We start from the raw sequence: 24,276 nt of genomic DNA, 5'->3' as shown, positions 1-24,276 counted from the left end.
CAGCTTCAAGGCTGTGCTGATTCCGGTTAATAAATAGGTTTTCACACCGGTCCCGCAAGTCAAGCTTCGCGGATTTGTGACACTTAGGCGCCCTTCGCACAGGAGATATGCGAAGCTTGCAGAAACACCAATGTGCCTTACAAACATGGCTTACCGCGTTTCTCGCGTGCGCCGCTTGCACATGGTCACGACGCCCTCACCCATATTGGAGCCCACAGCATGAGTGTAAAGCGCAAAGGCATAGACCTCTTAGGCATTGCTACTGCCGCCGGGGCCTCGGTGCGCGGCGCCGGCATGGGTCCTGAGGCTCTGCGGGTTGCCGGACTTGCCGAAGCTCTGCTCGATTTGGGTCATGAGGTAGCCGACCACGGCGATTTGCGCCGCCCTCACCCGCCGCTCGGCGCAAGCCCGGCCAGCTGGCGCATGCCGGAAGAGCGGCGCGCCGATGTCCTCGGCCTGGCGGCCCGCACCAGCGACGAGGGCTTCGCTATCCTCCAGCAAGGCAAGTTTCCTGTGTTCATTGGCGGGGATCACTCCATCGCCATTGGCACGATCTCTGCCGTCGCCCGCCATTGCGCGACCTCCCAGAAGCCAGTCTTCGTCCTCTGGATCGACGCTCATGCCGATTACAACACCCCGATCACCTCACCGACCGGCAATCTGCACGGCATGCCGCTGGCCCTGCTCTGCGGCGAACCCGAGTTCGATGATAGCTTCCGTGGTCCATGGCTGGGCCGCATCGAGTCGCGCAACGTGTCGATTATCGGAGCACGCTCGATCGACCGCGACGAGCGCCGCTTGCTCCACTCGCGCGGTATCGAAGTTCTCGACATGCGCAAGATCGACGAAATGGGTGTCGTGTCGCTCATGCGCGGCGTCATCGAGCGCGTGAAGCAAGCGGGCGGTCACCTCCATGTCAGTCTCGACGTAGACGCCATGGACCCCTCGATTGCACCCGGCGGTGGCACTCTGGTGCCTGGTGGCCTGAGCTATCGCGAAGCTCATTTGATCATGGAAATGCTCTATGACAGCGGTGTCGTGGGCTCGCTCGACCTGGTCGAACTCAATCCCTTCCTCGATCACGGCGGCAAGAGTGCCACGCTGCTGGTCGACCTTGTTGCCAGCCTCTTTGGCCGCGCTATCATGAGCGAAGAGGCTGGCCCTATGGAGTTCGCCACAGAGGAGGACTAGGCTCCGACATACCGTGCGCGCGGCCGGATCAATGTCCCCGAACTCACCTGCTCCAGCGCGTGGGCCAGCCAGCCAACGCTGCGAGACAGCGCAAAGACCACCAAAGGGGCCTCACGCGGCAGATCATAGGCTGCGGTCATTGCCGCCAGCGCGAAATCGATGTTCGGCCACTCCCCAGTCACCTCTTCTCCCACAGCTGCCAATTCCCTGAATATTGGCGGCAGGACGATGTGCCCGAGCAGGTGCTGTGCCCGGACATCTCCATCCAGATAGAGCGGATGACCAAAGGATGGGACCGAAAAACCCTGGCCGAGCCTCGCCATGATCGCTGCCTCGGCGCCATCACGCAGGGCATCATCGCTCAACGCCAACACTGCAGCTGCAGCACTTCCATGGAGTGGGCCGGTCAGCGTTGCCAGACCAGATAGTGCTGCGGCGGCGAGTGAAGCGCCGGTTGACGCCGTGACGCGCGCCGCGAAGGTGGATGCGTTCAGCTCATGATCCGCAAGCAAGACCAGCGCCCGCCGCAGCACATCGGCTGCCTGTGGGCGTTTCCAATGCGTTGCGAGCCGCACATGTAACGGGTCAGCTACCGATGCAGTGCCGGTCAGCGCTGCCGCAACGTCTCCCAACACCGCAGCCGCCTCGCGCCTGAGCACATGAGGAGCCCTGCCTATGCTCGGTGCGTCCTCGGCAGTACGCCGCGCCAGCATGGCAAAGGCGTCTCCGATCCCGCCTTCAACGGTGAGTTTGGCTTTGGGCAGCTTGACCGTCTCGGCCTGCCAGAGCAGTGCGGCAACGTCCTCCAGGGTCGCCCAAACGGCCAGCCCGGCTGCGTTTTCGCCGCGATACAGCAGGGTGCCATCGGCGATGGTCGAGATCGATGTCTGCATCACCGGCTCGCCCCAGCGGATCGCTTCGCTGGCCACCATTTCCTGCTTCCGGCGGCCTGGGCCTCGCTGGGCCAGGCGCCGCACATCGTCCCCTCGGTAGAGGCTTTTGCGCGGGTCCGATGGGTCCGCTTTGGCCTTGATCCGGCCGCGGCTGACATTGGCATAGAGCGTCTGCGGGCGCGTCCCCAGAAGCGCCAGGGCATCCGCGGATGACAGCCAATCCACCATAATACATTGATCCAATCGGTCAAGATTGACGTCAATATATAGGCTTCTATCCTGTTGTACAACAAAGCAGAATGGAGTTTACAAATGGTCAATGGCTTGGAAGATGTTATAGCAGCCGAAACCGTGCTGTCGGACGTCGACGGAGCGAACGGGCGCCTCGTCGTTCGGGGCGTTTCGCTCGATGATCTGGGGGGAAGCCGCTACGAGGACGTGTTGGCGCTGCTGTTCGGCGGCTTCTTTCCGGGGTATGGGAATCTTGCGGCATCGCTCGGTGCGGCCCGGGTGGAGGTCTTTGAGTATCTGACGCGGGATCCGGCGCTTTTTCGCCTGCCGCCGATTGATGCGATGCGGGCTTTGGTGGCGCGGTTGCCGGATGGGGATGATCTCGGAACGGCGCTGCGCTTGCTGGCAGCACCCGCCGTTTTTACCCCTGCCCTGCTTCGCTTTAGCAGCGGAAAAGATCCCATTTTGCCGGAAGCAAGCTCGGACCATGCTTCCGATATTCTTCGAATGTGCTCCGGGAAGGCTCCAAGAAGCGAGCAAAGTGCTGCACTCGATCGCTATCTCGTCACCGTCGCCGACCACGGGCTCAATGCCTCGACCTTCGCAGCGCGGGTCGTCGCCTCGACCGGAGCGGGTCTGACCTCATCGGCTTTGGCTGCACTGAGCGCGCTCAAGGGTCCACTGCATGGCGGCGCGCCCGGTCCGGTGCTTGATATGCTGGATGCAATCGGGCAGCCGGAAAATGCGCTGGGGTGGCTAACCTCGGCGCTGGAGCGTGGCGAGCGGTTGATGGGGTTCGGCCACCGCATCTACCGCGTTCGCGATCCGCGGGCGGACGCACTCAAGACAGCGGTTCGGATGCTGGCGCAGTCCGGCGCCATCGATCCGGCGCGGTTGGCTCTGGCGGAAGCAGTGGAGGCTGCGGCGCTCGATCTGCTGAAACACAAGAAGCCCGATCGGCCGCTCGAAACGAATGTGGAGTTCTATACGGCACTGCTGCTCGAAGCGCTGGGGTTTCCCCGCGCGGCGTTCACCTGTGTCTTCGCCATGGGCCGCATGGGCGGCTGGATGGCCCATGCTCGCGAGCAGGCGCTGACGGGACGGCTGATCCGGCCCAAATCGGTCTATGTGGGTCCGGTGCCGCGGGAAGCGGCCTAGCCACGACAAACAAAAACGCCGGGCTCATCACCCGGCGTTTTCATGAGTTATATTGGAAGCCTCATGCCCCTGCGGGCATGTCTTCCTTCTTGCGGTCGGAATAGATGTAGAGCGGACGAACGTCTTTGCCCTTCACCACTTCCTCCGAGATCACCACTTCTTCCACGCCTTCGAGCGAAGGCAGGTCGTACATGGTGTCGAGCAGGATGGCTTCCATGATGGAACGGAGGCCGCGTGCACCGGTCTTGCGCTCGATAGCCTTCTCGGCGATTGCCTTGAGGGCATCCTCGTGGAAGGTCAGCTCGACCTCTTCCATCTGGAACAGGCGCTGGTACTGGCGAACCAAAGCGTTCTTGGGCGCGGTCAGGATTTCGATCAGGGCGGCGATGTCCAGATCTTCGAGCGTCGCCAGAACCGGCAGACGACCGATGAATTCCGGGATCAGACCGAAACGCACCAGATCCTCCGGAGCAACGTCGGCGAGAACCTGGCCGACGCGACGGTCGTTGGGATCCTTGACGGTGGCCGAGAAGCCAATGCCGGAGCCTTCACCGCGTGCCGAGATGATCTTTTCGAGACCGGCAAAGGCACCACCGCAGATGAACAGGATGTTGGTCGTGTCCACCTGCAGGAATTCCTGCTGCGGATGCTTGCGGCCGCCCTGGGGCGGAACCGAAGCCACGGTGCCTTCCATGATCTTGAGCAGGGCCTGCTGCACACCTTCGCCCGAAACGTCACGGGTTATCGAAGGATTGTCCGACTTGCGGGAAATCTTGTCGACTTCGTCGATATAGACAATGCCGCGCTGCGCCTTTTCCACGTTGTAGTCAGCAGACTGCAACAATTTCAGGATAATGTTTTCCACATCCTCGCCGACATAGCCGGCTTCGGTCAGCGTGGTGGCATCGGCCATGGTGAAAGGCACATCGAGAATGCGAGCCAAAGTCTGGGCCAGCAGCGTCTTGCCCGAACCCGTCGGTCCGATCAGCAGGATGTTCGACTTGGAAAGTTCGATATCCTGGTTCTTGGACGAGTGGTGCAGGCGCTTGTAGTGGTTGTGGACGGCCACGGAGAGTACGCGCTTGGCGCGGTACTGGCCGATGACGTAGTCGTCGAGCACCTTGCAGATTTCTGCTGGGGTCGGCACGCCATCGGAGGACTTGACCATCGAGGTCTTGTTCTCTTCGCGGATGATGTCCATGCACAGCTCGACGCATTCATCGCAGATGAACACAGTCGGGCCGGCGATCAGCTTGCGAACCTCATGCTGGGATTTCCCGCAGAACGAGCAATAAAGCGTGTTCTTGGAGGTTTCGCCGTTCGTTGTCTCTTTGGACATCCTGTCACTCCCGGAGGCAGAGCGCCTCCAAAATTCAACGTCATCGAAAACGGTAACGCTGAAGGCATAAACAAAGTCTAAGCCGGATCGATCCTAAAGACCGATCCGGCTATGTGCAATTGCGCGCGGATCACAGTACACGGCGCATCGACAAAGTGCTTAACAGGCCAAATCAGGCCTGAACGTCCGGAATGGCACGCTTTTCGAGCACGGTGTCGATCAGCCCGAAGGTCTTTGCCTCTTCGGGCGAAAGGAAGCGGTCACGCTCCAGCGCGTTCTCGATTTCCTCATAAGTGCGGCCGGTATGCTTCTCATAAATCTGATTAAGCCGGCGCTTCAACCCCTCGACTTCCTTGGCATGAATCAGGATGTCGGTGACCTGACCCTGGAAGCCGCCGGAGGGCTGGTGAACCATGACGCGCGAGTTCGGCAGCGAGGTGCGCATGCCGGCTTCACCGGCTGCAAGCAGCAGCGAACCCATGGAAGCGGCCTGTCCCATCACCATGGTGGCGATGGCAGGACGGATGAACTGCATGGTATCATAGATTGAAAGGCCAGCCGTCACCACGCCACCGGGCGAGTTGATGTACATGGCGATTTCCTTCTTCGGGTTTTCCGATTCGAGGAACAGCAACTGCGCCACGATCAGCGAAGCCATGTTGTCCTCGACCACACCGGTCACGAAGATGATGCGCTCGCGCAGCAGGCGCGAATAGATATCGAAGGCGCGTTCGCCCCGATTGGACTGCTCGACCACCATGGGAACGAGCGTGTTCATGTAGATATCGTGCGGATCCCGCATTTGATGCCCCTTTTGCTGTGCCGGGTCGCGGACCGGGCGAGCGTTAGACGGTTGGAACACGAATCCCGCACCCGGACATCCAGGATGCACGATCATGCCGAAATTTCGAATCAGCGCGACTGGCCGATTGCAGACGATGCGCCTTAATGCGCGGTAAAGGCACAGATAGGCGGCATTGCCATGCGCTTCAATAGGCGTGGTACGCTTAACGCTCCGTGCCACACGATGCTCGCTTCGATCCCCCCTCACCACTGAGAGTGTTCACGTTGAACGCTTACCGGTGGCGCGGTGTAGTCAAAACCGCCGTGTTGCCCTGGGGCTGGACCCGAGAACCATCCTGGGAGCCGCTTGCCGGAGTGCCGTGGTTGCGGAACGTGGCCCTCGGGTCGAGCCCGAGGGCAACACGGTGGGTGGGATAAACAGCGCGGTGAGTGGGATAAACCCGAGCCATGCGGCCGAAGTGAACACTCTCCTCAGCCTTGTGCCGCACCTCAACGACGAGGCAGGCCCCTACGCCGAGAAGCTGACCGTCACACCCTTTTTCTTGAAATAGGACTGCATGATCTTGCGGCCCTGCCGGTTGCTCTGCGCCAGCTTGCTGGGCTCGAACACGGCTTCCTTGGCGCCTTCGCGGGCCATGGCGGCCTTGAGCGCCGCAATATGGGCGTCCAGTTCCTCGTTGTCGTTCTTGATCGAGCTGTAGATGTTCTCGATGGCTTGGCTCAGTGTCAGGTCGCTCACGGCAAAGTCCTTGATCGCTTTTGTTGCTTTCAAGACATGATTAGCGCCCGCTTGCCAAGCCTTTTCGGCGCAATTGTGGAGTGGGCGAACCGAAGGGCCGCCCACTCGCGAGCTGCCTGCGCCTAGGCCGGGCTGAAATCGGGCCGGGCCTGGCCGGTTTCGCTGTGACGATGTGCCTCCATCAGCGGCCGGATCACCAGCCGCGAATGGGCGGCAATGGGATCGTCATCGAACAGGGAAACGGCCTCGGCCATATCCCTGGCCTCGATCAGCAGGAAGCCGCCGATGACCTCTTTGCTTTCGGCGTATGGACCGTCCAGAACCGACATCGTCATGCGCTGGCGCCGGTCGATATTGACTTCCTCGGTCTCGGCCAGCGGAGAGGCGATGAGCAGATGACCGCCGCTGCGCAGCTTGTGGTCATGCTCGATGGTGGCATTGTCGATGCGCTTCATCTCGTCGGGGGTCACACCGGCAAAGGCGTCGGGTTCGAAATATACGAGGCAGAGAAATTTCATGATCGTTCTCCGTGTTGAACATCACCCCTACGAGCGGTTGATCGTCAACTCGACTATTTTTCTGCTTGTTACCGCACGATTGTCAGTTCGTTATATCCGGACATTGTTCCCCTACCCCGGTTATCCCGCATCCATGGCCGCCATTGTCCAGCTCAAGCCCGTCGAGAACGTTCCGCACCATCGCCGCAGCAGTGCCAATCCGCGTGACCCGGCCTTCTATCAAAATCCCTACGCCTTTTATGACCGCCTGCATGCGAGCGATCCCACCTTCTTCTGGGACGAATACGGCCATTGGTGCTTTGCCGGCTTCAGGGATGTCAGCGCGCTGCTCCGCGATAAACGCTTCGGCCGCGAAATCCTGCATGTGGCGAGCCGGGAAGAGCTGGGCATGCCGGAGCCGAAGCCACATACGGCCGCGTTCGACCTGACCGAGCAACATTCGCTGCTCAATCTCGAGCCGCCAGCGCACACCCGGCTTCGAACACTGGTCAACCGCGCCTTCGTGTCCCGCCATGTCGAGCAGCTTCGCCCGCGTATCGTCAGGCTCACCAATGAGATGATCGACGGCTTCGAGCACAAGGATAGCGTCGACCTGATCAAGGCCTTCGCTGCCCCCATTCCCGCGATCATCATTGCCGAAATGATCGGACTGCCGGCGGAAAGCGCTCCACAATTGCTCGCCTGGTCCAACCGCATGGTGGCCATGTACATGTTTGGGGTCAGCCACGAGACCGAACTGGACGCCAACCGGGCCTCGGCCGACTTCATGGATTATCTGCGCGCAATCATAGCCGAACGCCGCAAGCAGCCACGCGAAGACCTGCTGAGCCACATGCTGACATCGGACCGGAACGGCGACCGGCTGAGCGACGACGAAGTGATGTCCACCGCCATCCTGCTACTGAATGCCGGTCATGAAGCGACCGTCCACACCACGGGCAACGGGGTGAAATCCATCCTTGAAAGCGGTATCGAGCCGGTTACGCTTTTTGGCTCCGACGAGCAGACGGCAGCGACGGTTGAAGAGTGCCTGCGGTTTGATGCGCCGCTGCATATGTTCACCCGCTATGCGTTGATGGATCTTGAATATGACGGCATCAACCTGCGCAAGGGCGATGTCATCGGGCTGATGCTGGGCGCGGCCAACCGCGACCCGTCCCGTTTCGCACAGGCCAACTCTTTCGATCCGTTCCGCACCGATGGGGCCAATGTCAGCTTCGGCGCCGGCATCCATTTCTGCATCGGCGCGCCGCTGGCGCGTATCGAGCTGCAAGTGGCATTCAGCGAACTGTTCCGCCGCCTGCCGGAGCTGCGGTTGACGGAGGAGCCGCGGTACAATGATGTGTATCATTTCCACGGGCTGGAGAAGCTGATGGTGGCCTGGGGCTAGGTGACATGGCTCGGTCCGCCTAAATGGGGGCTGTTTACCTTGGTCACACTGTGTCATTCCCGCGAAAGCGGGAACCTCACTTTTGTGCCGAAGTGAAGTGAGGTTCCCGCTTTCGCGGGAATGACGCCGCGGGTGACTTGGGCAATGCAAGCCGCGGGTGACTTGGGCAATGCAAGAAGAGTTCGGCGTAAACCCGCCTAAAGGCTCGCCAACACCCCCGGAACCAGCAGCGGCAGGTCTTCACTGATCAGGCCAGGGCCGCCAAACCGGTTGGCGGCTTCGGCGTGGAGCCACACCGCGGCGCAGGCGGCCTCCCAACCGGCCAGGCCCTGCCCCAGCAGGCCTGCTGCCATGCCCGCGAGCACATCGCCCGAGCCCGCGGTGCCCAGCCACGCCGGGGCGTTGCTGTTGATAGCAGCGCGGCCATCTGGCGAAGCAATGACCGTGTCACCGCCTTTGAGGATCACCACAGCGCCCGATGCACTTGCCGCAGCGCGGGCGCGCTCCAGCTTGCCGCCGGGCAAATCACCGAAGAGCCGGCTGAACTCGCCTTCATGCGGCGTCATCACCACAGCCCGCTCGGGCTTTGCAGCGATGGCCGCAAACAGCTCGTCCTTGCGATCCACGAAGCTCGTCAGCGCATCGGCATCCAGCACCGTGGCCGCGCCCGAAGCCAGCACGGCGTGCACGCTGTTGCGTGTTGCCTCGCCGACACCGATGGCGGGCCCGATCACCACCGCATTCATTCGGCTGTCGCCCAATAGCTCGGCAAGCGCGGCTGCGTCGGTGGTGGGCTTGAGCATGACGGCGGTGACGTGATTGGCGTGAACCATCAGCGCTGCCTCCGGCCCGGTGAGCGAAACCACCCCCGCGCCGATGCGAAAAGCGCCCATGGCCGAGAGCCGCGTCGCGCCGGTCTGCAGCGGCCCCCCGGAGACCACGACCACATGGCCGCGATCGAACTTGTTGCCCTCATTGCTGGCAAGAGGCACCGACCAGAGGCTGGGCGTATTCTGCCAAGCCTGGGCGCCAATGGTTTCGAGCACGCGTTCAGGGATGCCGATATCGGCCAGGACCAGTTCACCACAGCGATCCCGCCCCGGCTGCAGCAGATGGCCGGGCTTGAGCCGGAAGAACGTAACCGTCATGTCGGCGATCATGGCGGTGCCACGCACCTGGCCGGTGGCGCCGTCGATTCCGCTCGGCACGTCCACGCTCACCACGGGTCGCGTGCTGGCATTGACCGCGTCGATGATCTCGGCGAATGCGCCTTCCAGGTCCCGATCCAGCCCGGCACCAAGCAGCGCGTCCACGATCAGGTCAGCGTCCTCGATATCCTTGCTGCTGGGGGCGGCTACCCGGCCGGTCCACTGCTCGGCCATGGCGGCGGCATCGCCCTTGAGCCCGGCACGGTCACCGATCAGCCGCAGCTGTACCGGCCAGCCCTTGTGCTTGAGCAGCCGCGCCACGACGAACCCATCGCCGCCATTATTGCCGGGGCCGCACAGCACCAGCACGGAGCGCTGGTAGTAGCGCTCCACTATGGCGTCGGCTATCGCCTGGCCCGCAACTTCCATGAGCTTGAGCGACTTCACGCCGGCCTGCACGGCAAGGCGATCGGCGTGGTTCATCTGGGCGGGCGTGAGAAGGATGTCGGCAGTGGTCATAGGGCCTCTCGGCAAAACGCGGGACAATCCATAAACAACAAAGCCGCCCATTGCTGGGCGGCTTCGGAACTTCACACGAAGATCTTAGTGATGGTGCTCCTCGGGCACTTCGTCCTCGTCAGCCTGGATCAGCTTGGCGAGTTCGGCGCGGGTCATGGTTTTTTCCTCGACCTTGCCCTGGTCGGCGATGAAATCGACAACCTTGTTCTCGAACACGGGAGCACGAAGACCGGCGAGGGCCTGCGGGTTCTTGCGGTAGTAGTCGTAAACCTGCTGTTCTTGACCCTGGAAGCGGCGCACTTCGGCGATCAGTGCCTGCTGGTGCTCTTCCTCGGTCACGTTCACGTCGTTCTTGTTGCCGATCTCGGCGACCACGAGACCCAGGCGCACGCGGCGCTCGGCGATCTTGCGGTACTGCTCGCGCGCGGCTTCCTCGGTCGTGCCTTCGTCTTCGAACGAACGGCCGTGCGATTCAACTTCGTGCTGAACGCGCTGCCAGATGGTTTCGAACTCGGCGTCGACCAGCTGGGCCGGGACGTCGAACTTGTGGCCTTCATCGAGGGCGTCGAGGATCTGGCGCTTCATGTGCTGGCGGCTCATCGAGGTGAGCGCTGCTTCCATCTGCGTCTTGACCGCATCGCGCAGGGCCTGGACGTTCTCGACGCCAAGACGCTGGGCGAACGCATCGTCGAGATCGCCGGTGTTCGGGCCATCGACATGCAGCACCGTCACGTCGAACACGGCATCCTTGCCGGCCAGTTCTTCGCTCTGGTAGTCAGCCGGGAACGTCACCTTGACTTCCTTGCTGCCGCCCTTCTTGACGCCGATCAGTTGCTCTTCGAAGCCGGGGATGAACTCGCCCGAGCCAACAGTGAGGTGAGCATGGTCAGACGTGCCGCCATCGAAGGGCTCGCCGTCGATCTTGCCGACGAACGACAGGCCGAGACGGTCGCCATTCTCGACGACGCCCTCGTCGCCCTTGTCGGTGTAGCCACGGTTCTGGGCGAACACGCGGTTGACTTCGGCGTCGAGCTCTTCATCCGAAACTTCCACAACCGGCTTCACCAGCGGGATGCCCTTGAGGTCCATCAGCGTGACGGGCGGCAGGACTTCATATTCAACTTCGAATGCCAGGTCGGCCTTGCCATCAAGCACTTCGTTGATCACGGACTGATCTTCGGGCAGATCGACCTTGGGCTGGGCAGCGGCGCGCTCGTCGCGCTTTTCCAGCGTTTCGGTGACCGTCGAATTGATCGCATCGGTCATCACTTCGCTCATTGCCGAGCGGCCGAACATCTTCTTGATGTGCGCCAGCGGCACCTTGCCGGGACGGAAGCCCTTTATGTTGGCCTGGCCCTTGAGCTCTTCGAGCTTGGCGCCGAGGCGCGTATTGAGGTCGGCAGCCGGGATGGTGACGCTCAGCTTGCGCTTGAGGCCTTCATTGAGGGTTTCGGTAACCTGCATTCGGTTGTGTCCCGTATTCATTGTTCACAGGGGCCAAGTCCCATTTTTGGTGCGGGTGAGAGGAATCGAACCTCCACGCCTTGCGGCGCTGGAACCTAAATCCAGTGCGTCTACCAGTTCCGCCACACCCGCAAAAGGACCCGTTGGCCGGGTTGCGGTTGCATCTATATGAAGTGCCCAAGGCAGTCAAAGCTTGATTTCTGCCTCTTTGGCGCGCTGCAGGTGCAATCATTTGCGGCAGCAGGCATGCGACAGATCACCGGGACCGCTCAGAAAAGCGGCGATTTGCATATTTTTTGAGCAATAGCTTGTATCGTGCGGCACCGGCTCCGTCGTATTGATTAGCTAATACATTGCTTTTGCAAAGGTTTCAGCGCTGGCCGCGTCTGGCACAGCGCGTGCATACGTTTGGGCGACATACGCCGGCAGTACAATTTTGGAGGCTCACATGAAAAAGATCGAGGCTATCGTAAAGCCGTTCAAGCTCGACGAGGTCAAGGAAGCACTTCAGGAAGTTGGCTTGCAAGGCATCACTGTCACCGAGGCCAAGGGCTTCGGGCGCCAGAAGGGCCACACCGAACTCTATCGCGGCGCCGAATATGTCGTCGACTTTCTGCCCAAGGTGAAAGTCGAGGTCGTGTGCCCGGACGAGCTGACCGACAAGGCCATCGAGGCAATCCGCAACGCGGCGCAGACCGGCCGCATCGGCGACGGCAAGATTTTTGTCTACTCGATCGAGCAGGCCATTCGCATCCGTACCGGAGAATTCGGCGACGACGCGCTCTAGGGACCTCCACCCGAGCGCGCAGCACGCCGTCTACAAACACAAGCATTCCGATTTTATACAGGGGAAGACCTAATGACCACCGGAGCTGACCTCCTCAAGCGCATCAAAGACGAGAACATCAAGTATCTCGACCTGCGCTTTACCGACCCGCGCGGCAAGCTGCAGCACGTCACGCTCGACGTTTCCATCGTCGACGAAGACCTGTTCGAAGAAGGCACCATGTTCGACGGCTCCTCGATCGGTGGCTGGAAGGCCATCAACGAGTCCGACATGGTGCTGATGCCCGATCCGGATTCGGTCTACATGGACCCCTTCTTTGGCGCGTCGACGATGGTCGTCAATTGCGACATTCTCGAACCCCTCACCTATCAGCCCTATAGCCGCGATCCGCGCACGACTGCCAAGAAGGCAGAGGCGCATTTGAAGGCATCGGGTATCGGCGACACGGTCGTGTTCGGCGCCGAGCCGGAATTCTTCATGTTCGACGACGTGCGCTATTCCAATACCCCGTTCAAGGTCGGCTTCGAAGTCGATCATCCCGAACTACCGTCCAACAACGACACCGCCTATGAAGCCGGCAACAACGGCCACCATATCGGTCTCAAGAAGGGCTATTTCCCGGTTCCCCCGCTGGACAGCGCGCAGGACATCCGTGGCGAAATGCTTGCCGCCATGGCCGACATGGGCGTGGTCGTTGAAAAGCACCACCACGAAGTGGCATCCGCCCAGCACGAACTCGGCATCAAGTTTGCGCCGATGATCAAGGCTGCCGATGACGTGCAGATCTACAAGTATGTCATCCACCAGGTCGCCAATGCCTATGGCAAGACCGTGACCTTCATGCCAAAGCCGATCTTCGGCGACAACGGCTCGGGCATGCACTGCCACCAGTCGATCTGGAAGGACGGCAAGCCGCTATTCGCCGGCGACCAGTATGCCGGCCTGTCGATGGAAGCGCTGTACTACATCGGCGGCATCATCAAGCACGCCAAGGCGATCAACGCCTTCACCAACCCGACCACCAATAGCTACAAGCGCCTGGTGCCGGGCTTCGAAGCCCCAGTGCTGCTGGCCTATTCGGCTCGCAACCGTTCGGCATCCTGCCGTATCCCGTTCGGCCAGTCGCCGAAGTCCAAGCGCATCGAGATCCGCTTCCCCGATCCGCTGGCGAACCCATACCTGGCCTTCTCGGCCATGCTGATGGCTGGCCTCGACGGCATCAAGAACAAGATCCACCCCGGCGATCCGATGGATAAGGATCTGTACGAACTGCCGCGCCAGGAACTGATGCAGATCCCCCATGTCTGCGGGTCGCTGCGCGAAGCCCTCGACAGCCTGGACAAGGACCGTGAGTTCCTGCTGGCTGGCGGTGTGTTCGACAACGACCAGATCGACAGCTACATTGAGCTGAAGATGACCGAAGTGGTGAAGTTCGAGCAGACCCCGCATCCGGTCGAATACGAAATGTATTATTCGGCCTAGGCGTCGGCTCATCATTGAATAAGGAAGGGCTCCTGGAAGGGAGCCCTTTTTGTTTGCGCTTGGTCGGGATTTGCACGAATGGACGCCCCACCCACCACGCGTCACCCTCGGCCTTGAGCCGAGGGCACTGAACTTGCGACGTCATGGCAAAGTGTAGAGCCCTCGGCTCAAGGCCGAGGGTGACGAGCGGTGGGTGTGGGTGCGTCGGTCGTACAGCCAAGGGTCAGTGCAGTTAGCGTAGAACTCATTCCAGTTGGCCTCATGGTGAGCTTGTTGAACCATGAGAGCCTGCCTCGGGCTTAGCCCGGGGTCGAGTGGAGGCTGGGGTGCCACGACCTCGTCCTTCGACAAGCTCAGGATGAGGTCTACTGAAGCACGGCACGGGACCTCGCCCGCCAGGCAATACCCACCCACCGGATAATACCCCCCACCGGATAATCGCCTCCCCACCGGGTCATTCCCGCGGAAGCGGGAACCGCCGTTTTTCTCCTCACATCCAGATGACGGAGGTTCCCGCTTTCGCGGGAATGACCTGGTGGGGGATCGAGAAATACCTTGTGGTGGATCAGCAATGACCTGACGATGGTTCGATAATGACCGGTGATGGTTCGACAGTGACGTGGTGAAGGGCTAGTCAGGCATATCAGCCAACTCTGCCCACCCCCCGGTAGGTCGGTAGTGCGGCGGTAATCCTCACCGACTCACCCAAGCGTGATCCATTCTCCACATCGTCGCCAAAATCGTTCGCATTTTACGGAATGGTAACGGCGCTAACCTATTCTCACGCAATCACCGGGTTGACCGGGGCGCGTGGGGCTCCCTCGAACCAGTCCGGCAGTGTTGTTGCGTACGGGCGCCGAAGTGTCCGATTTCAGAGTTGGAGTACCGGGTGGCTTCTCAGGCGAAAACCCCATGGCGCGTCGTATTTGTCCGCGCGTTTGCCGCAGTCCTTGTAGCCCTTGCGATCAGCGCTCAGGCGGCTGCTCCGGCCCATGCGATTGAAAATCTTCGCAAATATGCCGGCATCGTCGTCGATGCCAAGTCGGGCAAGGTGATGTACGAAGAATCGGCGGACAGCCGCCGCTATCCTGCCTCTGTCGCCAAGGTGATGACGCTCTACGTCCTGTTCCAGGAACTGAGCGCGGGCAACCTCAAGCTTTCCACCAAGATGACAGTGTCCAGGCACGCCGCTGCCGCGGTGCCCACCAAGCTGGGTCTGCGCGCCGGCGCCACCATCACCGTGGAAGACGCCATCAAATCGCTGGTTACGCTCTCCGCCAATGATATGGCCCGCGTCATCGCCGAACACATTTCCGGCTCGGAAGAACGCTTCGCCGAGCGCATGACCGCAACTGCACGCGCCCTTGGCATGCGGAATACCACTTACCGTAACGCATCAGGCCTGCCGGATGGCGGTCAGGTAACGACCGTGCGCGACCAGGCCATCCTCGGCATCGCCGTCTACCAGCATTTCCCGGACTATTACGAGATCTTCCAGACCAAGAGCTTCCGGTATGGCAAGCGGACCTACGGCAACCACAATCGTGTCCTCGGTTACATGGGTGCCGTCGATGGCATCAAGACTGGCTATATCAACGCTGCCGGCTCCAACCTTCTGACCGCCGCCCGCAAGGACAATCGCCACATCATCGTCGTCGCCTTCGGCTTCAATTCGGCCGCCTCGCGCGATGAAAAGGTTCGCCAGCTCGTCGCCACCTATCTGCCCAAGAGCCGGCGCGGCAATTATGTCGCGCAGATCCCAATCCCGGGCCGCCAGGGCAACACGCAGGTTGCCATTGCGCAGTCGCCATCGTCCGCGCCGGTCTACGTCATGCCGATGCCCCTGCCCGGCTTCCGCCTGGCGCAGTTGGTGGCCGCTAACGGTGCCCAGCCACAGGCTCCGGCCATCCAGCCCATGCCGCAGGCGGTCGTCGCCAGCGCGGCACCGGTCCCTGCCGCCCCGCCAGCCAATCTGGGCCAGCAGGCCGTCCAGGCGGCCAATGTCCTGGCAGCGCCGACCGTGCAGCCACCCAGCCAGGATGTTATCGGTGCCTGGCTCAGCGAAACCTACAAGCTGGGCGCGCCGCCGGCCGCCCTTGGCCAGACCGCTCCATCCGCACCGCTGGGTTACGCGCCTCCGGGCTCTATCGACCCACAGCTCGGCCAGCCAATCGACCAGACCGTGTCCAACTCCATCCAGACTGCCGATGCGGGCATCAAGCCCGGTGGCTGGGTCGTCCAGATCGGCGCCGGTCCTTCGGAGGAAAGCGCCCGCGCGTTGCTCTCCGACGCGGCAGGCAAGGCCGGCGATCTGAGTGACTTCCGCTCCTATGTGGAACGCTTCGAGAATAACGGCCAGATTTTCTATCGCGCCCGCTTCATCGGTTTCGGTGACCGCGACGACGCAACGGCGATGTGCAACCAGCTCAAGCAGCAGGACCTCAGCTGTCTTGCCATGCAGGGCTGACCTAGTGTCCACCGCGCCAGCGTGCGGTGGAGCCAAACGAATGTGAGTGCGCCAGCCCGCAGGGTTCCTGGCGAATAGTGTGAAGCAAATTGGCGCCTGTGTTTGGAGTAGCCCAATGAGCGAGAATACCGCCCTCAACGAGTTGGCCAATTTCGTTGGCCGTTCATCCCTTGCCACGCAGGACATGGCAGCCCGCAATCGCGCGCTTGCGGCAATGACAAACCGCATGCTCGGCAAGAAGCGGTCGGTTGGCGATCTGCTTGGCGTCGTGCTGACTCTGTCTGCCCGTACGCGCCGCATGTCGCAGCCGCCTGCGATGATCGAAATCGACGTCTTCGCGCCAGGCGGCACGCGCGCGCTGCAGCTGACCCTGGGCGGCCGTTAACTCTCGGCAGCAGAACGGCATCAAGCTGCGCGGCGGGCTTCGATCTTGCTCCGGATCGGCAGGTGCAATGCGTCGAGCAGGCTTCGGTATTCCTGCAAAGCGCTGATGTGTGAGGTCGATGGTGCTCCGCCGGTCATGTCGGCGGCCTCCTGGTCAAACACCGTCAACCCCGACGTAAACAGCGAGCGGAAAATCACACGCTCGGCGATGCCATCGGCCACGCGACTCCCCAACTGGTCCGCGATGTCCTGCACCAGGATTTGCACCTGCCGCATGTTGCGTGAGTTCAGCGTCGAAATGCGATTGCGCACCAGCACCCAGTCCACCGTCTTGCCGCTGGCGGCAAAGCGCTCGGAACGCGCCCGCTGCACCAGCCGTGCGTAGTGGCTGGTTTCCCGCAGCTCGCCCGTTTCCGGCTCGAACTGTGCCAGCACATCCAGGTCGATCAGGCTGTCATTGACGGGCGTGATCAGCGTATCGGCCAGCGAATGGGCGATGCGCGTGAGGTTGGTGTCGAAGCCCGGCGTATCGATGATGAGGAAGTCGGTCCGACCGTCCACTTGCCCGATGGCGTTGCGGAACAGGTTGAACTCGAGCCGGTTGTTTTCCTGCTGCGAGTCGCCACTCGACAGCGGCAGGTGATAGTGCTCGGTTTCGACCAGGTTGACGCCATGCCGGCGCGCCCAGTCCTGCCGGTTGCGCACATAGTGCGTCAGGGTCTGCTGACGACTATCCACATCGATGGTCGCGACCCGCAAGCCCTGGTGCAACAGGTAGATGGCAAGGTGAAAGGCCGTGGTCGATTTGCCCGACCCGCCCTTCTCATTGCCGACCACGATGACATGAACACCCTGCCCCGACATCCGCCCACTCCGCTACGCCGATAGCCGCATCGGCTCGATCTCGCCCAGCGGCAGGTTGAGCGCCGCCACCAGATTGCGATATTCCTGGCGCGCACTGACATGGGACATGGTGGTGCTTTCGGTGCCGTCCTCGTCAACCGGATCGAAGACTGTCATGCCCGTGGGGAACAGCGAGCGGAAGATCACGCGTTCCGCAATGCCTTCAGCCACGCGGCAGCCAAAGCGCGTCGCGATCAGGTCCAGCGTTGCATGCACCTGCCGCGAATTGCGCGAGCCGAGCATGGAAATACGATTGCGCACCAGCACCCAGTCGACGCTATGCCCATCCACCGCCAGCCGCTCGGAGCGCGCGCGCTGCACCAGCCGGGCATAATGGCTCGTCTCGACGAACGAACCACTTTCCGGATTGATGCGGGCCAGCACGTTCAGATCGATCAGGCTGTCGTTGACCGGGGTCACCAGCGTATCGGCCAGCGAGTGGGCGAGCCTGGTCAGATTGGTGTCGAACCCCGGCGTGTCGATCACGAGGAAGTCGACACGATCTTCGACTTCACCCACGGCCCGGCGGAATACGTCGAACTCGGCCTTGTTGTTGTCCTTGACCGAGTCACCCCACGCCGTCGGCAGGTGGTAGTGCTTGAGGTTGGGCAGGTTCAGCTGCCGTTCCTGGATGTGAATGCGCCGGTTGCGCACATAATGGGTAAAAGTCTGCTGGCGGCTGTCCACGTCGATGGTGGCAACGCGGTAGCCGGCGTGCAGCAGGTAAATGGCCAGGTGGAACGCGGTCGTGGACTTGCCCGACCCGCCCTTTTCATTTCCCACCACAATGACATGCGCCCCATGACGAGCCATCGTTGCCCCCAAATCAGTGTTTCATTAACACCGACTAACAACGGTCCAGCTGGTTAACGGCACGTTAAAAAGAACTGACTCCAAGCGCCGCGTCAGATTAACTTTTCGCTAGCTTTATCGCGCAGGTTAGATCAGCCCGAGCTTGGCGAGGTCAGCGGCCAGCGCCAGCGATTCGGCGTTTTCATTGGCACCGAGATCGGGGGGCGCATCCTCGGGCCGCAGATAGCGCCAGCCCTGGAACGGACGTTTGGGATAGGGCACGGTGCGCACCATGTCGGGCGCCATGACGATATCGCAGTAATCCTTGCCTTCGGGGTCGGTATATTTCGCGAGCCGCAAAATCGGCTGGCGGGCAACCACCTGCCCGCCAATCACCCAATAAATCGAGGACTTGCCTTCCATCTCAGCGGCCTGCTTGGGCATCATGCGCGTGCGATGCACATGGACGTCCTCGCCATAGTCGGCGCCCCACCAATGGGCCCGTTCGTCGCGGTAGCTTTCGAGCTCTTCCAGCGTTTTAACGCCGACACTGAGCTTGATCATATGGATCATACAATCGTTCCGGGCTTTGCCCGTCCCTGAATCACGTCAATCTCATCTTCATCGACCACCCAGGGCTCCTTGAGCGCCATGGCGAGCCATGTCTGGAACGCGGGCAGGCTATAGATGGCTTCTACATATTCGTTCGCCACATCGGAGACGGGTAACGCATATGTGCGAATACGAGTGGCAACGGGCGCAAACATGGCATCAGCGGCGCTGAACTCGCCAAACAGGAACGGCCCACCGGATTTCTCCAGCAATCCACCCCAAAGGGCCTCCAGCCGGTGTAGGTCCTTCCGCACGGTATCGGCGGAAACTTTGCCCGGATGGGAGGCGCGTAGATTCATCGGCGCATGGCTGCGCAGCGCCGAAAAGCCCCCGTGCATTTCCGAAGCGGCTGCACGGGCCAGCGCCCGCTCCTTGAGGCCGGCAGGCCAGATCGGCTTGTCAGGAAACCGGTCAGCCAGATACTCGATGATCGCAATGGTCTCCGGGACGACCAGGTCGTCATCGATCAACACCGGCACCCGGCCAGTGGGCGAACGCTGCGCCAGCACATCGCGAAAACCCTCGCCCGCGAGTTGCAGCACTTCGTCCTCGAAGGGGATCTCGAAGTGGGTCAGCACCAGCCATGGCCGCAGCGACCAGGTGGAATAATTGCGATTTCCGATAAGCAGCTTCATGCGCACCTCCATCCAAGCAAGAAGGGCGCCCCAAACCCCGGGCGCCCTTCCGAATTGCTATCAGTGAAAAACTCTAGCGTCGATCAGACACCAGCAATGACGGAGAAAACCATTCCCATTGCAAGCAGGCAGACCAGTGTCCAGGTTGCTGCCCGCCATGCCGTAGTGGCCTTCGGTTGACTACGCATTATCGCTCCTTGTCAGCCGTTCACGCCAGGGCATCATCGGTGTTACCCACCTGCCGCACCCCAGTAGCAAAAGATTAACTGTACGACAAAGCTATGACAAGCGGCAGAGATGCCACACTTTGGGACACTCCACTGCAATGCGATCGTGCTCAGAATAGTCCAAACCACAGTCCGGCGATCCCGAGGAACGCGAAGAATCCTACAGTATCCGTGACCGTGGTCACGAATACGGCAGACGCAATCGCCGGATCTGCCTTGAACTTTTCCAGCGTAATCGGAATCAAAATTCCTGCCGTACCCGCAACGATCAGATTGATGATCATCGCCGCAGCGATCACCCCGCCCAGTTGCACGTCGCCAAACCGCAGCCAGGTCACGACCCCGATCAGCACGGCAAAGATGATGCCATTTGCGAGCCCCACGACCATTTCGCGCGTTATCAGGCGCCGCAAACGGCTCCCATCGAGTTCGCGCATCGCCAGCGCGCGGACGGTCACCGTCATGGTCTGCGTACCGGCATTGCCGCCCATTGAGGCGACAATGGGCATCAGCACGGCCAGCGACACCATCTGCTCGATCGTTGCATCGAACAGCCCGATCACGAATGAGACCGCGACAGCCGTAAAGAGGTTGATGACCAGCCACGGCACGCGGCTGCGTACCGTGTCGATGGTGGAGCCGGAAATGTCCTCGTCGCCAACACCGGCGAGCAGCTTGATATCCTCGTCAGCCTCTTCGTGGATGACGTCGACAATGTCGTCGATGGTCAACACGCCCACCAGCCGGCGGCTTTCGTCCACCACGCCGACTTCGACAAGGTCGTAGCGCTCGAAATCGCGGGCTGCTTCTTCCTGGTCCTCATTTGCATCGACCAGCACCAGATTGGTGTTCATCAGGCCCTCGATGGACCTGGCTCGTGGCGCCCGCAGGAACTTGTCCAGCGGAATGGTGCCGAGTACCTGATAGGACGCATCCACCACATAGATCTGGTAGAACTCGTCCGGCAGGTCTTTTTCACGCCGCAGATAGTCGATGGTCTGACCCACCGTCCAGAACGGCGGAATGGCGATGAAATCGGTCTGCATCCGCCGCCCGGCGGAGTCTTCCGGAAAATCCAGGCTGCGCTTGAGGCTCAGGCGCTCAAAGGTCGGCAGCTTCGCCAGCACCTCATCGCGGTCTTCCTGCTCCAGATCTTCCAGCAGCGCCACGGCGTCGTCATTGTCCAGCCCCGTCACGCCGCGCGCAATGGCGGCATTGGGCAAGGCATCCATGATTTCGATGCGGACGCTCTCGTCGACCTCGGTCAGCGCCGAATAATCGAATCGGTCGCCGAGCACATGCACCAGGTGCAGCCGCTCTGGCGGGTCCAGCGTCTCCAGTACGTCGCCCAGGTCAGCCGCGTGGAGCGGTTCGATGACACTGCCGACGTCCTCGTCGCGCCCTGCCTCGAGATAGGCGCGCAATCGTTCGATCCAGAGCGGACTGATGCGATCCTCGCTGTCGCGAAGCGCATTAGGATCAATCCCGACCTCGTGGCCGGGCTCTGTCTCGAATTCTGTGCTCATGGGAGCCCTTTGTGTCGCGAGTTTCGGGGGCGCCCAAGCTGTATCCAATACCAGCGCCGCACGCCAGACGAGCCTGAGCGAATAGACGCAGCCGGACGCAAAAAAAATTTGCGACAGGCATGGTGTTGCAGCCGCGAAGGCACCTTTGGCACCCATGCGATGGCTCTTAGCTTCAGTTGGGCTGGGAACTCTGATGAAGATCGCCGCGTTTGGTGCACCGCGTCATCAAGGCCGTTCAAAGCATGCAGGCTCAGACGATGGCCGTAGGATCGGCCCCATCTTTGCCCCAATGCGCCAGTTAGCTCACGTCCGTGTGAAGACGAAGATCAGCACAAGAAATAAATTCAAGGAGACCTCATGTCCCGTAAATTTTTTGCTCCGCTCGCCGTCATTGTGGCCCTCACGCTCGCTGCGTGCGGCGGCGATGCCCCAACCACCGACGCTCCGCCAGCCGATGCTCCGGCGACCACACCGCCGGCTGATACTGCTCCTGCGACTCCAGCAACCCCATAACGAAAAGGCCGCCCCGAGGGGCGGCCTTTTTTCTAGTCATCCTGAGGATGATTTGGTGCGGTCGAGAAGACTCGAACTTCCACGTCTTGCGACACAGCGACCTCAACGCTGCGCGTCTACCAATTCCGCCACGACCGCACGCTTGGTAGAGCTTTGCCTTTCGGCGAAGCGAGCGGGGATGTAGCAAAGCTCTTGCACAACCTCAAGCGCTTAATCGCTAATTCGTCCCGGAATTGTGGAGAGCGCTGATTTATCGGCAGGGCATGCGGCTTCGTGGCAGGATTCTAGAGCACATCGCACAGCACGGGATTCGCACAGTAGACCTCATGGTGAGCTTGTCGAACCACGAGGTCGTGGCACGCAAGCCTCCACTCGCTCGACCTCGTGGTTCGACAGGCTCACCATGAGGTCTGTTCGGACTCCAATGCGACGCTAGCCCCGGCGCTGCGCTTTGGCGGTCACCTGCACGCGTAGATGCCCCTCTTCCACGCTGACTTCGCCATGAGCGATCAGCGTGTTGTTGGCGTAGATGTTGAGTGGATCGTTTTCCAGCGCATCGAGTTCGATCACCGCACCACGGCCCATGCGCAACAAATGGTGGATCGGCATGGTCGTCGCGCCGAGTTCCACGGTAATGTCCACTTCAATATTGTCGAGTGTGCGCATAAATAAGTCCGGACTGCACACGCGCAGCATGACGCAGCGCGATTGGTTGGCGGTAACTCTCTGGCAAGCATGGTTATGGAAGCGTTAATTTCGGACGACATTCGCTGCGAGACCAACAACAAATTGGCCCGGGCGGACGCTCGGCCGGTGCAATGGATCATCTCCAACGCCCAGATACCCTACCCCGAAGCGCTGCAAGCCATGCGCACGCGCGCTGCCGCCATTGCGGCCGGCGAAGCCGAGGAAGCCATATGGCTGCTGGAGCACCCCCCGCTCTATACGGCAGGCACCTCGGCCAATCCTGCCGACCTGCTGTCCGACCAGTTTCCGGTTTATGACGCAGGCCGCGGCGGGCAATACACCTACCACGGCCCCGGCCAGCGCGTTGCCTATGTAATGCTCGACCTCACCAAGCGCGGACGCGACATCCGCTGCCTCGTGCAGGGTCTTGAGGGTTGGGTCATCGACACCCTGGCCAGCCACAACATCACCGGCGAGCGCAGGGACGGCCGGATCGGCGTCTGGGTTCAGCGACCGGACAAGGGCGCGCTGAAGGAAGACAAGATCGCGGCCATTGGCGTACGCGTTTCCAAATGGGTCAGTTTCCACGGCATTTCGCTCAACGTCATGCCGGACCTGACCCACTATAACGGCATCGTTCCGTGCGGCATCACGGACCAGGGTGTTACCAGCTTTGAAGATCTCGGGCAGCTCGTATCCATGCCCGAAGTTGATTCCTCGCTCCGCGCAGCCTTCGAGCAGCGCTTCGGACCGACGATCACCGCGACCGACGAAAGCCTTGTCAGCGCGGCCGCGCATGGCCAAGTTGCTGGCGCATAGAATCGCACATCGGAGACTGGGATGACCCTCGACGATCTGAAACGCCTGTTCACCCGCCAAACGCTGTTCCGGCTCGACGCGATTCTATCGCCCAAGCTGGTGCCGATTCTATACGCGCTCGGGCTGGCCGCCATCCTGCTCTGGGCAGTCGGCCACCTGTTCTGGAGCTTCGGCTTTGGCTTCGGCAATGGCCTTTGGGGCCTGCTCGAAATCGGCGTCTTCGGCCTGCTCTATTTCGTGGTGCTGCGCATAGGCTGCGAAGCGCTGCTGGTCTGGTTCAAGACCCACGAGCAAAGTGGGGAGACGGTCAATCGCTCGCGCTATTCGGCCTCCCTGCTCGATGAGGTGCGCGACGCCATTCGTGATCTGGCCCAGGGCGATGACGATCCGGACTATGCCGAGGCCGACGAATACATCACCCCAGCAACCGACCCGGCACCCTACGAAACCACCCGCCGCAGCCCGGCGACCGAAGCAGGCGAGGTTTTCAAGCCACGCCGCACGGCCAAGCGCGGCCCGTCATCGAAGGACATGGACTGACGCCACGCCACGTGAATGAAACAAAAAAGGCCGCCAAGACATCAATCTCGGCGGCCTTCTTGATTCTAAGCTTGAAGCTTACTGCTTGTTGACGCTCCAGGCGCCGGGCCCTGCAAACACCAGATAGAGAAAGGCAAAGCAGAACAGGATGGCGGCATCGCCACCGTTGTTCACGGGGAAGGCATTGCTTGGCGCATGAGCAATCCAATAGGCAAAGGCCATGGTGCCCGAGGCAATGAAGGCTGCCGGACGGGTGAAGAAGCCGAGCAGGATCATGATGCCGGACACGATCTCGATGACCCCGGCGAACCAGAAGATCGAGAACATCGGTGGGCTGAATTCGCTGGCGGGGAAGCCGAGAAGCTTCTGCGAACCATGGGCGATGAACAGCAAGGCGGCGACAATGCGCAGCACGGCGAGAGCCTGCGGCGCGTAGGCGGAGAGACGATCGAACATGAGTGCTCCTGTTTAGGTCTGATGGGTGTTGAGGCGCTACCCAATGCGCATG

At 61.2% G+C, this 24,276-nt stretch carries 23 protein-coding genes and 2 tRNA genes; 9 read left to right on the top strand and 16 right to left on the bottom strand.

Annotation, left to right across the window (positions count from 1 at the left end):
- Positions 1-219: 219 nt before the first annotated feature.
- Positions 220-1,191 (top strand): arginase, encoded by a 972-nt coding sequence (gene rocF / locus C8264_RS01370; protein ID WP_108459146.1) that lies wholly within the window; start codon positions 220-222, stop codon positions 1,189-1,191.
- Here rocF and C8264_RS01365 read toward each other — a convergent pair.
- Entirely contained in the window at positions 1,188-2,309 is a 1,122-nt protein-coding gene (locus tag C8264_RS01365; RefSeq protein WP_108459482.1) for a citrate synthase, read from the bottom strand. The genes rocF and C8264_RS01365 overlap by 4 nt on opposite strands.
- An 87-nt stretch (positions 2,310-2,396) precedes the next feature.
- On the opposite strand from C8264_RS01365, the gene C8264_RS01360 reads away from it, so the two are divergent.
- Complete coding sequence (locus tag C8264_RS01360; RefSeq protein WP_108459145.1) at positions 2,397-3,473, top strand: citrate synthase/methylcitrate synthase; 1,077 nt, start codon at positions 2,397-2,399, stop codon at positions 3,471-3,473.
- 61 nt (positions 3,474-3,534) lie between these two features.
- Here C8264_RS01360 and clpX read toward each other — a convergent pair whose 3' ends face one another.
- The 4 genes from clpX to C8264_RS01340 all read right to left on the bottom strand — a co-directional run bounded on the left by clpX (position 3,535) and on the right by C8264_RS01340 (position 6,873).
- Entirely contained in the window at positions 3,535-4,812 is a 1,278-nt protein-coding gene (gene clpX, locus C8264_RS01355; RefSeq protein ID WP_108459144.1) for an ATP-dependent Clp protease ATP-binding subunit ClpX, read from the bottom strand.
- Between the two features lie 172 nt (positions 4,813-4,984).
- Positions 4,985-5,614: an ATP-dependent Clp protease proteolytic subunit gene (locus C8264_RS01350; RefSeq protein ID WP_108459143.1), complete on the bottom strand. Its 630-nt coding sequence runs from the start codon at positions 5,612-5,614 to the stop codon at positions 4,985-4,987.
- 510 nt (positions 5,615-6,124) lie between these two features.
- Positions 6,125-6,355, bottom strand: coding sequence for a hypothetical protein (locus tag C8264_RS01345; RefSeq protein ID WP_108459481.1), 231 nt, complete (start codon positions 6,353-6,355; stop codon positions 6,125-6,127).
- 122 nt (positions 6,356-6,477) lie between these two features.
- On the bottom strand, positions 6,478-6,873 hold the full coding sequence (locus C8264_RS01340) for a YciI family protein (protein WP_108459142.1): 396 nt from the start codon (positions 6,871-6,873) through the stop codon (positions 6,478-6,480).
- A 133-nt stretch (positions 6,874-7,006) separates the two neighbouring features.
- Between C8264_RS01340 and C8264_RS01335 the strand changes: the two genes are divergently transcribed.
- On the top strand, positions 7,007-8,263 hold the full coding sequence (locus C8264_RS01335) for a cytochrome P450 (protein ID WP_108459480.1): 1,257 nt from the start codon (positions 7,007-7,009) through the stop codon (positions 8,261-8,263).
- 197 nt (positions 8,264-8,460) lie between these two features.
- Here C8264_RS01335 and C8264_RS01330 read toward each other — a convergent pair whose 3' ends face one another.
- The 3 genes from C8264_RS01330 to C8264_RS01320 all read right to left on the bottom strand — a co-directional run bounded on the left by C8264_RS01330 (position 8,461) and on the right by C8264_RS01320 (position 11,526).
- Positions 8,461-9,930 carry an NAD(P)H-hydrate epimerase gene (locus C8264_RS01330; protein ID WP_108459141.1) on the bottom strand — a complete coding sequence of 490 codons (1,470 nt, stop codon included), beginning with the start codon at positions 9,928-9,930 and terminating at the stop codon, positions 8,461-8,463.
- Positions 9,931-10,014: 84 nt separating this feature from the next.
- Positions 10,015-11,394 carry a trigger factor gene (tig, locus tag C8264_RS01325; RefSeq protein WP_108459140.1) on the bottom strand — a complete coding sequence of 460 codons (1,380 nt, stop codon included), beginning with the start codon at positions 11,392-11,394 and terminating at the stop codon, positions 10,015-10,017.
- Between the two features lie 47 nt (positions 11,395-11,441).
- Positions 11,442-11,526 (bottom strand) — tRNA-Leu (locus C8264_RS01320).
- A gap of 316 nt (positions 11,527-11,842) precedes the next feature.
- On the opposite strand from C8264_RS01320, the gene C8264_RS01315 reads away from it, so the two are divergent.
- From C8264_RS01315 to C8264_RS01300, 4 genes are all read left to right on the top strand, one after another.
- Entirely contained in the window at positions 11,843-12,181 is a 339-nt protein-coding gene (locus tag C8264_RS01315) for a P-II family nitrogen regulator (protein ID WP_108459139.1), read from the top strand.
- A 72-nt stretch (positions 12,182-12,253) separates the two neighbouring features.
- On the top strand, positions 12,254-13,663 hold the full coding sequence (glnA, locus tag C8264_RS01310; RefSeq protein WP_108459138.1) for a type I glutamate--ammonia ligase: 1,410 nt from the start codon (positions 12,254-12,256) through the stop codon (positions 13,661-13,663).
- Between the two features lie 889 nt (positions 13,664-14,552).
- Positions 14,553-16,130, top strand: coding sequence for an SPOR domain-containing protein (locus tag C8264_RS01305; protein ID WP_108459137.1), 1,578 nt, complete (start codon positions 14,553-14,555; stop codon positions 16,128-16,130).
- A 115-nt stretch (positions 16,131-16,245) separates the two neighbouring features.
- Positions 16,246-16,515, top strand: a complete 270-nt coding sequence (locus tag C8264_RS01300; protein WP_108459136.1) for a hypothetical protein — start codon at positions 16,246-16,248, stop codon at positions 16,513-16,515.
- A gap of 20 nt (positions 16,516-16,535) precedes the next feature.
- Here C8264_RS01300 and C8264_RS01295 read toward each other — a convergent pair whose 3' ends face one another.
- From C8264_RS01295 to C8264_RS01260, 7 genes are all read right to left on the bottom strand, one after another.
- Positions 16,536-17,378, bottom strand: a complete 843-nt coding sequence (locus tag C8264_RS01295; RefSeq protein WP_108459135.1) for a division plane positioning ATPase MipZ — start codon at positions 17,376-17,378, stop codon at positions 16,536-16,538.
- A gap of 12 nt (positions 17,379-17,390) precedes the next feature.
- Positions 17,391-18,230, bottom strand: a complete 840-nt coding sequence (locus C8264_RS01290) for a division plane positioning ATPase MipZ (protein ID WP_108459134.1) — start codon at positions 18,228-18,230, stop codon at positions 17,391-17,393.
- 126 nt (positions 18,231-18,356) lie between these two features.
- Positions 18,357-18,782 (bottom strand): DUF1489 family protein, encoded by a 426-nt coding sequence (locus C8264_RS01285; RefSeq protein ID WP_245892887.1) that lies wholly within the window; start codon positions 18,780-18,782, stop codon positions 18,357-18,359.
- Positions 18,779-19,456 carry a glutathione S-transferase family protein gene (locus tag C8264_RS01280; RefSeq protein ID WP_108459478.1) on the bottom strand — a complete coding sequence of 226 codons (678 nt, stop codon included), beginning with the start codon at positions 19,454-19,456 and terminating at the stop codon, positions 18,779-18,781. The genes C8264_RS01285 and C8264_RS01280 overlap by 4 nt, the downstream gene beginning before the upstream one ends.
- Before the next feature lie 337 nt (positions 19,457-19,793).
- Positions 19,794-21,209: a magnesium transporter gene (gene mgtE / locus C8264_RS01275; RefSeq protein ID WP_108459133.1), complete on the bottom strand. Its 1,416-nt coding sequence runs from the start codon at positions 21,207-21,209 to the stop codon at positions 19,794-19,796.
- Between the two features lie 566 nt (positions 21,210-21,775).
- Positions 21,776-21,860: transfer RNA gene (locus C8264_RS01265), tRNA-Leu, on the bottom strand.
- 294 nt (positions 21,861-22,154) lie between these two features.
- Positions 22,155-22,388 (bottom strand): FliM/FliN family flagellar motor switch protein, encoded by a 234-nt coding sequence (locus C8264_RS01260; RefSeq protein ID WP_108459132.1) that lies wholly within the window; start codon positions 22,386-22,388, stop codon positions 22,155-22,157.
- A 75-nt stretch (positions 22,389-22,463) separates the two neighbouring features.
- On the opposite strand from C8264_RS01260, the gene lipB reads away from it, so the two are divergent.
- Entirely contained in the window at positions 22,464-23,228 is a 765-nt protein-coding gene (gene lipB / locus C8264_RS01255; protein ID WP_425430652.1) for a lipoyl(octanoyl) transferase LipB, read from the top strand.
- 21 nt (positions 23,229-23,249) lie between these two features.
- Entirely contained in the window at positions 23,250-23,768 is a 519-nt protein-coding gene (locus C8264_RS01250) for a DUF4282 domain-containing protein (RefSeq protein ID WP_108459130.1), read from the top strand.
- 78 nt (positions 23,769-23,846) lie between these two features.
- Here the strand turns inward: C8264_RS01250 and C8264_RS01245 are convergent, their stop codons facing one another.
- Positions 23,847-24,224, bottom strand: coding sequence for a DoxX family protein (locus C8264_RS01245; RefSeq protein WP_108459129.1), 378 nt, complete (start codon positions 24,222-24,224; stop codon positions 23,847-23,849).
- Positions 24,225-24,276 lie beyond the last annotated feature (52 nt).

Origin of the sequence: Devosia naphthalenivorans (assembly GCF_003056355.1) — a bacterium.
Lineage (GTDB): Bacteria > Pseudomonadota > Alphaproteobacteria > Rhizobiales > Devosiaceae > Devosia > Devosia naphthalenivorans.
The sequence above is the reverse complement of the archived record's forward strand: the minus strand, read 5'-3'. Positions and strand labels throughout refer to the sequence as shown.

What these genes read in the sequence shown, in the direction of transcription:
- rocF (WP_108459146.1), top strand. Translation starts at nt 220, where the DNA reads ATGAGTGTAAAGCGCAAAGGCATAGACCTCTTAGGCATTGCTACTGCC.
- C8264_RS01360 (WP_108459145.1), top strand. Translation starts at nt 2,397, where the DNA reads ATGGTCAATGGCTTGGAAGATGTTATAGCAGCCGAAACCGTGCTGTCG.
- clpX (WP_108459144.1), bottom strand. Translation starts at nt 4,812, where the DNA reads ATGTCCAAAGAGACAACGAACGGCGAAACCTCCAAGAACACGCTTTAT.
- C8264_RS01350 (WP_108459143.1), bottom strand. Translation starts at nt 5,614, where the DNA reads ATGCGGGATCCGCACGATATCTACATGAACACGCTCGTTCCCATGGTG.
- C8264_RS01340 (WP_108459142.1), bottom strand. Translation starts at nt 6,873, where the DNA reads ATGAAATTTCTCTGCCTCGTATATTTCGAACCCGACGCCTTTGCCGGT.
- C8264_RS01335 (WP_108459480.1), top strand. Translation starts at nt 7,007, where the DNA reads ATGGCCGCCATTGTCCAGCTCAAGCCCGTCGAGAACGTTCCGCACCAT.
- C8264_RS01330 (WP_108459141.1), bottom strand. Translation starts at nt 9,930, where the DNA reads ATGACCACTGCCGACATCCTTCTCACGCCCGCCCAGATGAACCACGCC.
- tig (WP_108459140.1), bottom strand. Translation starts at nt 11,394, where the DNA reads ATGCAGGTTACCGAAACCCTCAATGAAGGCCTCAAGCGCAAGCTGAGC.
- C8264_RS01315 (WP_108459139.1), top strand. Translation starts at nt 11,843, where the DNA reads ATGAAAAAGATCGAGGCTATCGTAAAGCCGTTCAAGCTCGACGAGGTC.
- glnA (WP_108459138.1), top strand. Translation starts at nt 12,254, where the DNA reads ATGACCACCGGAGCTGACCTCCTCAAGCGCATCAAAGACGAGAACATC.
- C8264_RS01300 (WP_108459136.1), top strand. Translation starts at nt 16,246, where the DNA reads ATGAGCGAGAATACCGCCCTCAACGAGTTGGCCAATTTCGTTGGCCGT.
- C8264_RS01295 (WP_108459135.1), bottom strand. Translation starts at nt 17,378, where the DNA reads ATGTCGGGGCAGGGTGTTCATGTCATCGTGGTCGGCAATGAGAAGGGC.
- C8264_RS01290 (WP_108459134.1), bottom strand. Translation starts at nt 18,230, where the DNA reads ATGGCTCGTCATGGGGCGCATGTCATTGTGGTGGGAAATGAAAAGGGC.
- C8264_RS01285 (WP_245892887.1), bottom strand. Translation starts at nt 18,782, where the DNA reads ATGATCCATATGATCAAGCTCAGTGTCGGCGTTAAAACGCTGGAAGAG.
- C8264_RS01280 (WP_108459478.1), bottom strand. Translation starts at nt 19,456, where the DNA reads ATGAAGCTGCTTATCGGAAATCGCAATTATTCCACCTGGTCGCTGCGG.
- mgtE (WP_108459133.1), bottom strand. Translation starts at nt 21,209, where the DNA reads ATGAGCACAGAATTCGAGACAGAGCCCGGCCACGAGGTCGGGATTGAT.
- C8264_RS01260 (WP_108459132.1), bottom strand. Translation starts at nt 22,388, where the DNA reads ATGCGCACACTCGACAATATTGAAGTGGACATTACCGTGGAACTCGGC.
- lipB (WP_425430652.1), top strand. Translation starts at nt 22,464, where the DNA reads ATGGAAGCGTTAATTTCGGACGACATTCGCTGCGAGACCAACAACAAA.
- C8264_RS01250 (WP_108459130.1), top strand. Translation starts at nt 23,250, where the DNA reads ATGACCCTCGACGATCTGAAACGCCTGTTCACCCGCCAAACGCTGTTC.
- C8264_RS01245 (WP_108459129.1), bottom strand. Translation starts at nt 24,224, where the DNA reads ATGTTCGATCGTCTCTCCGCCTACGCGCCGCAGGCTCTCGCCGTGCTG.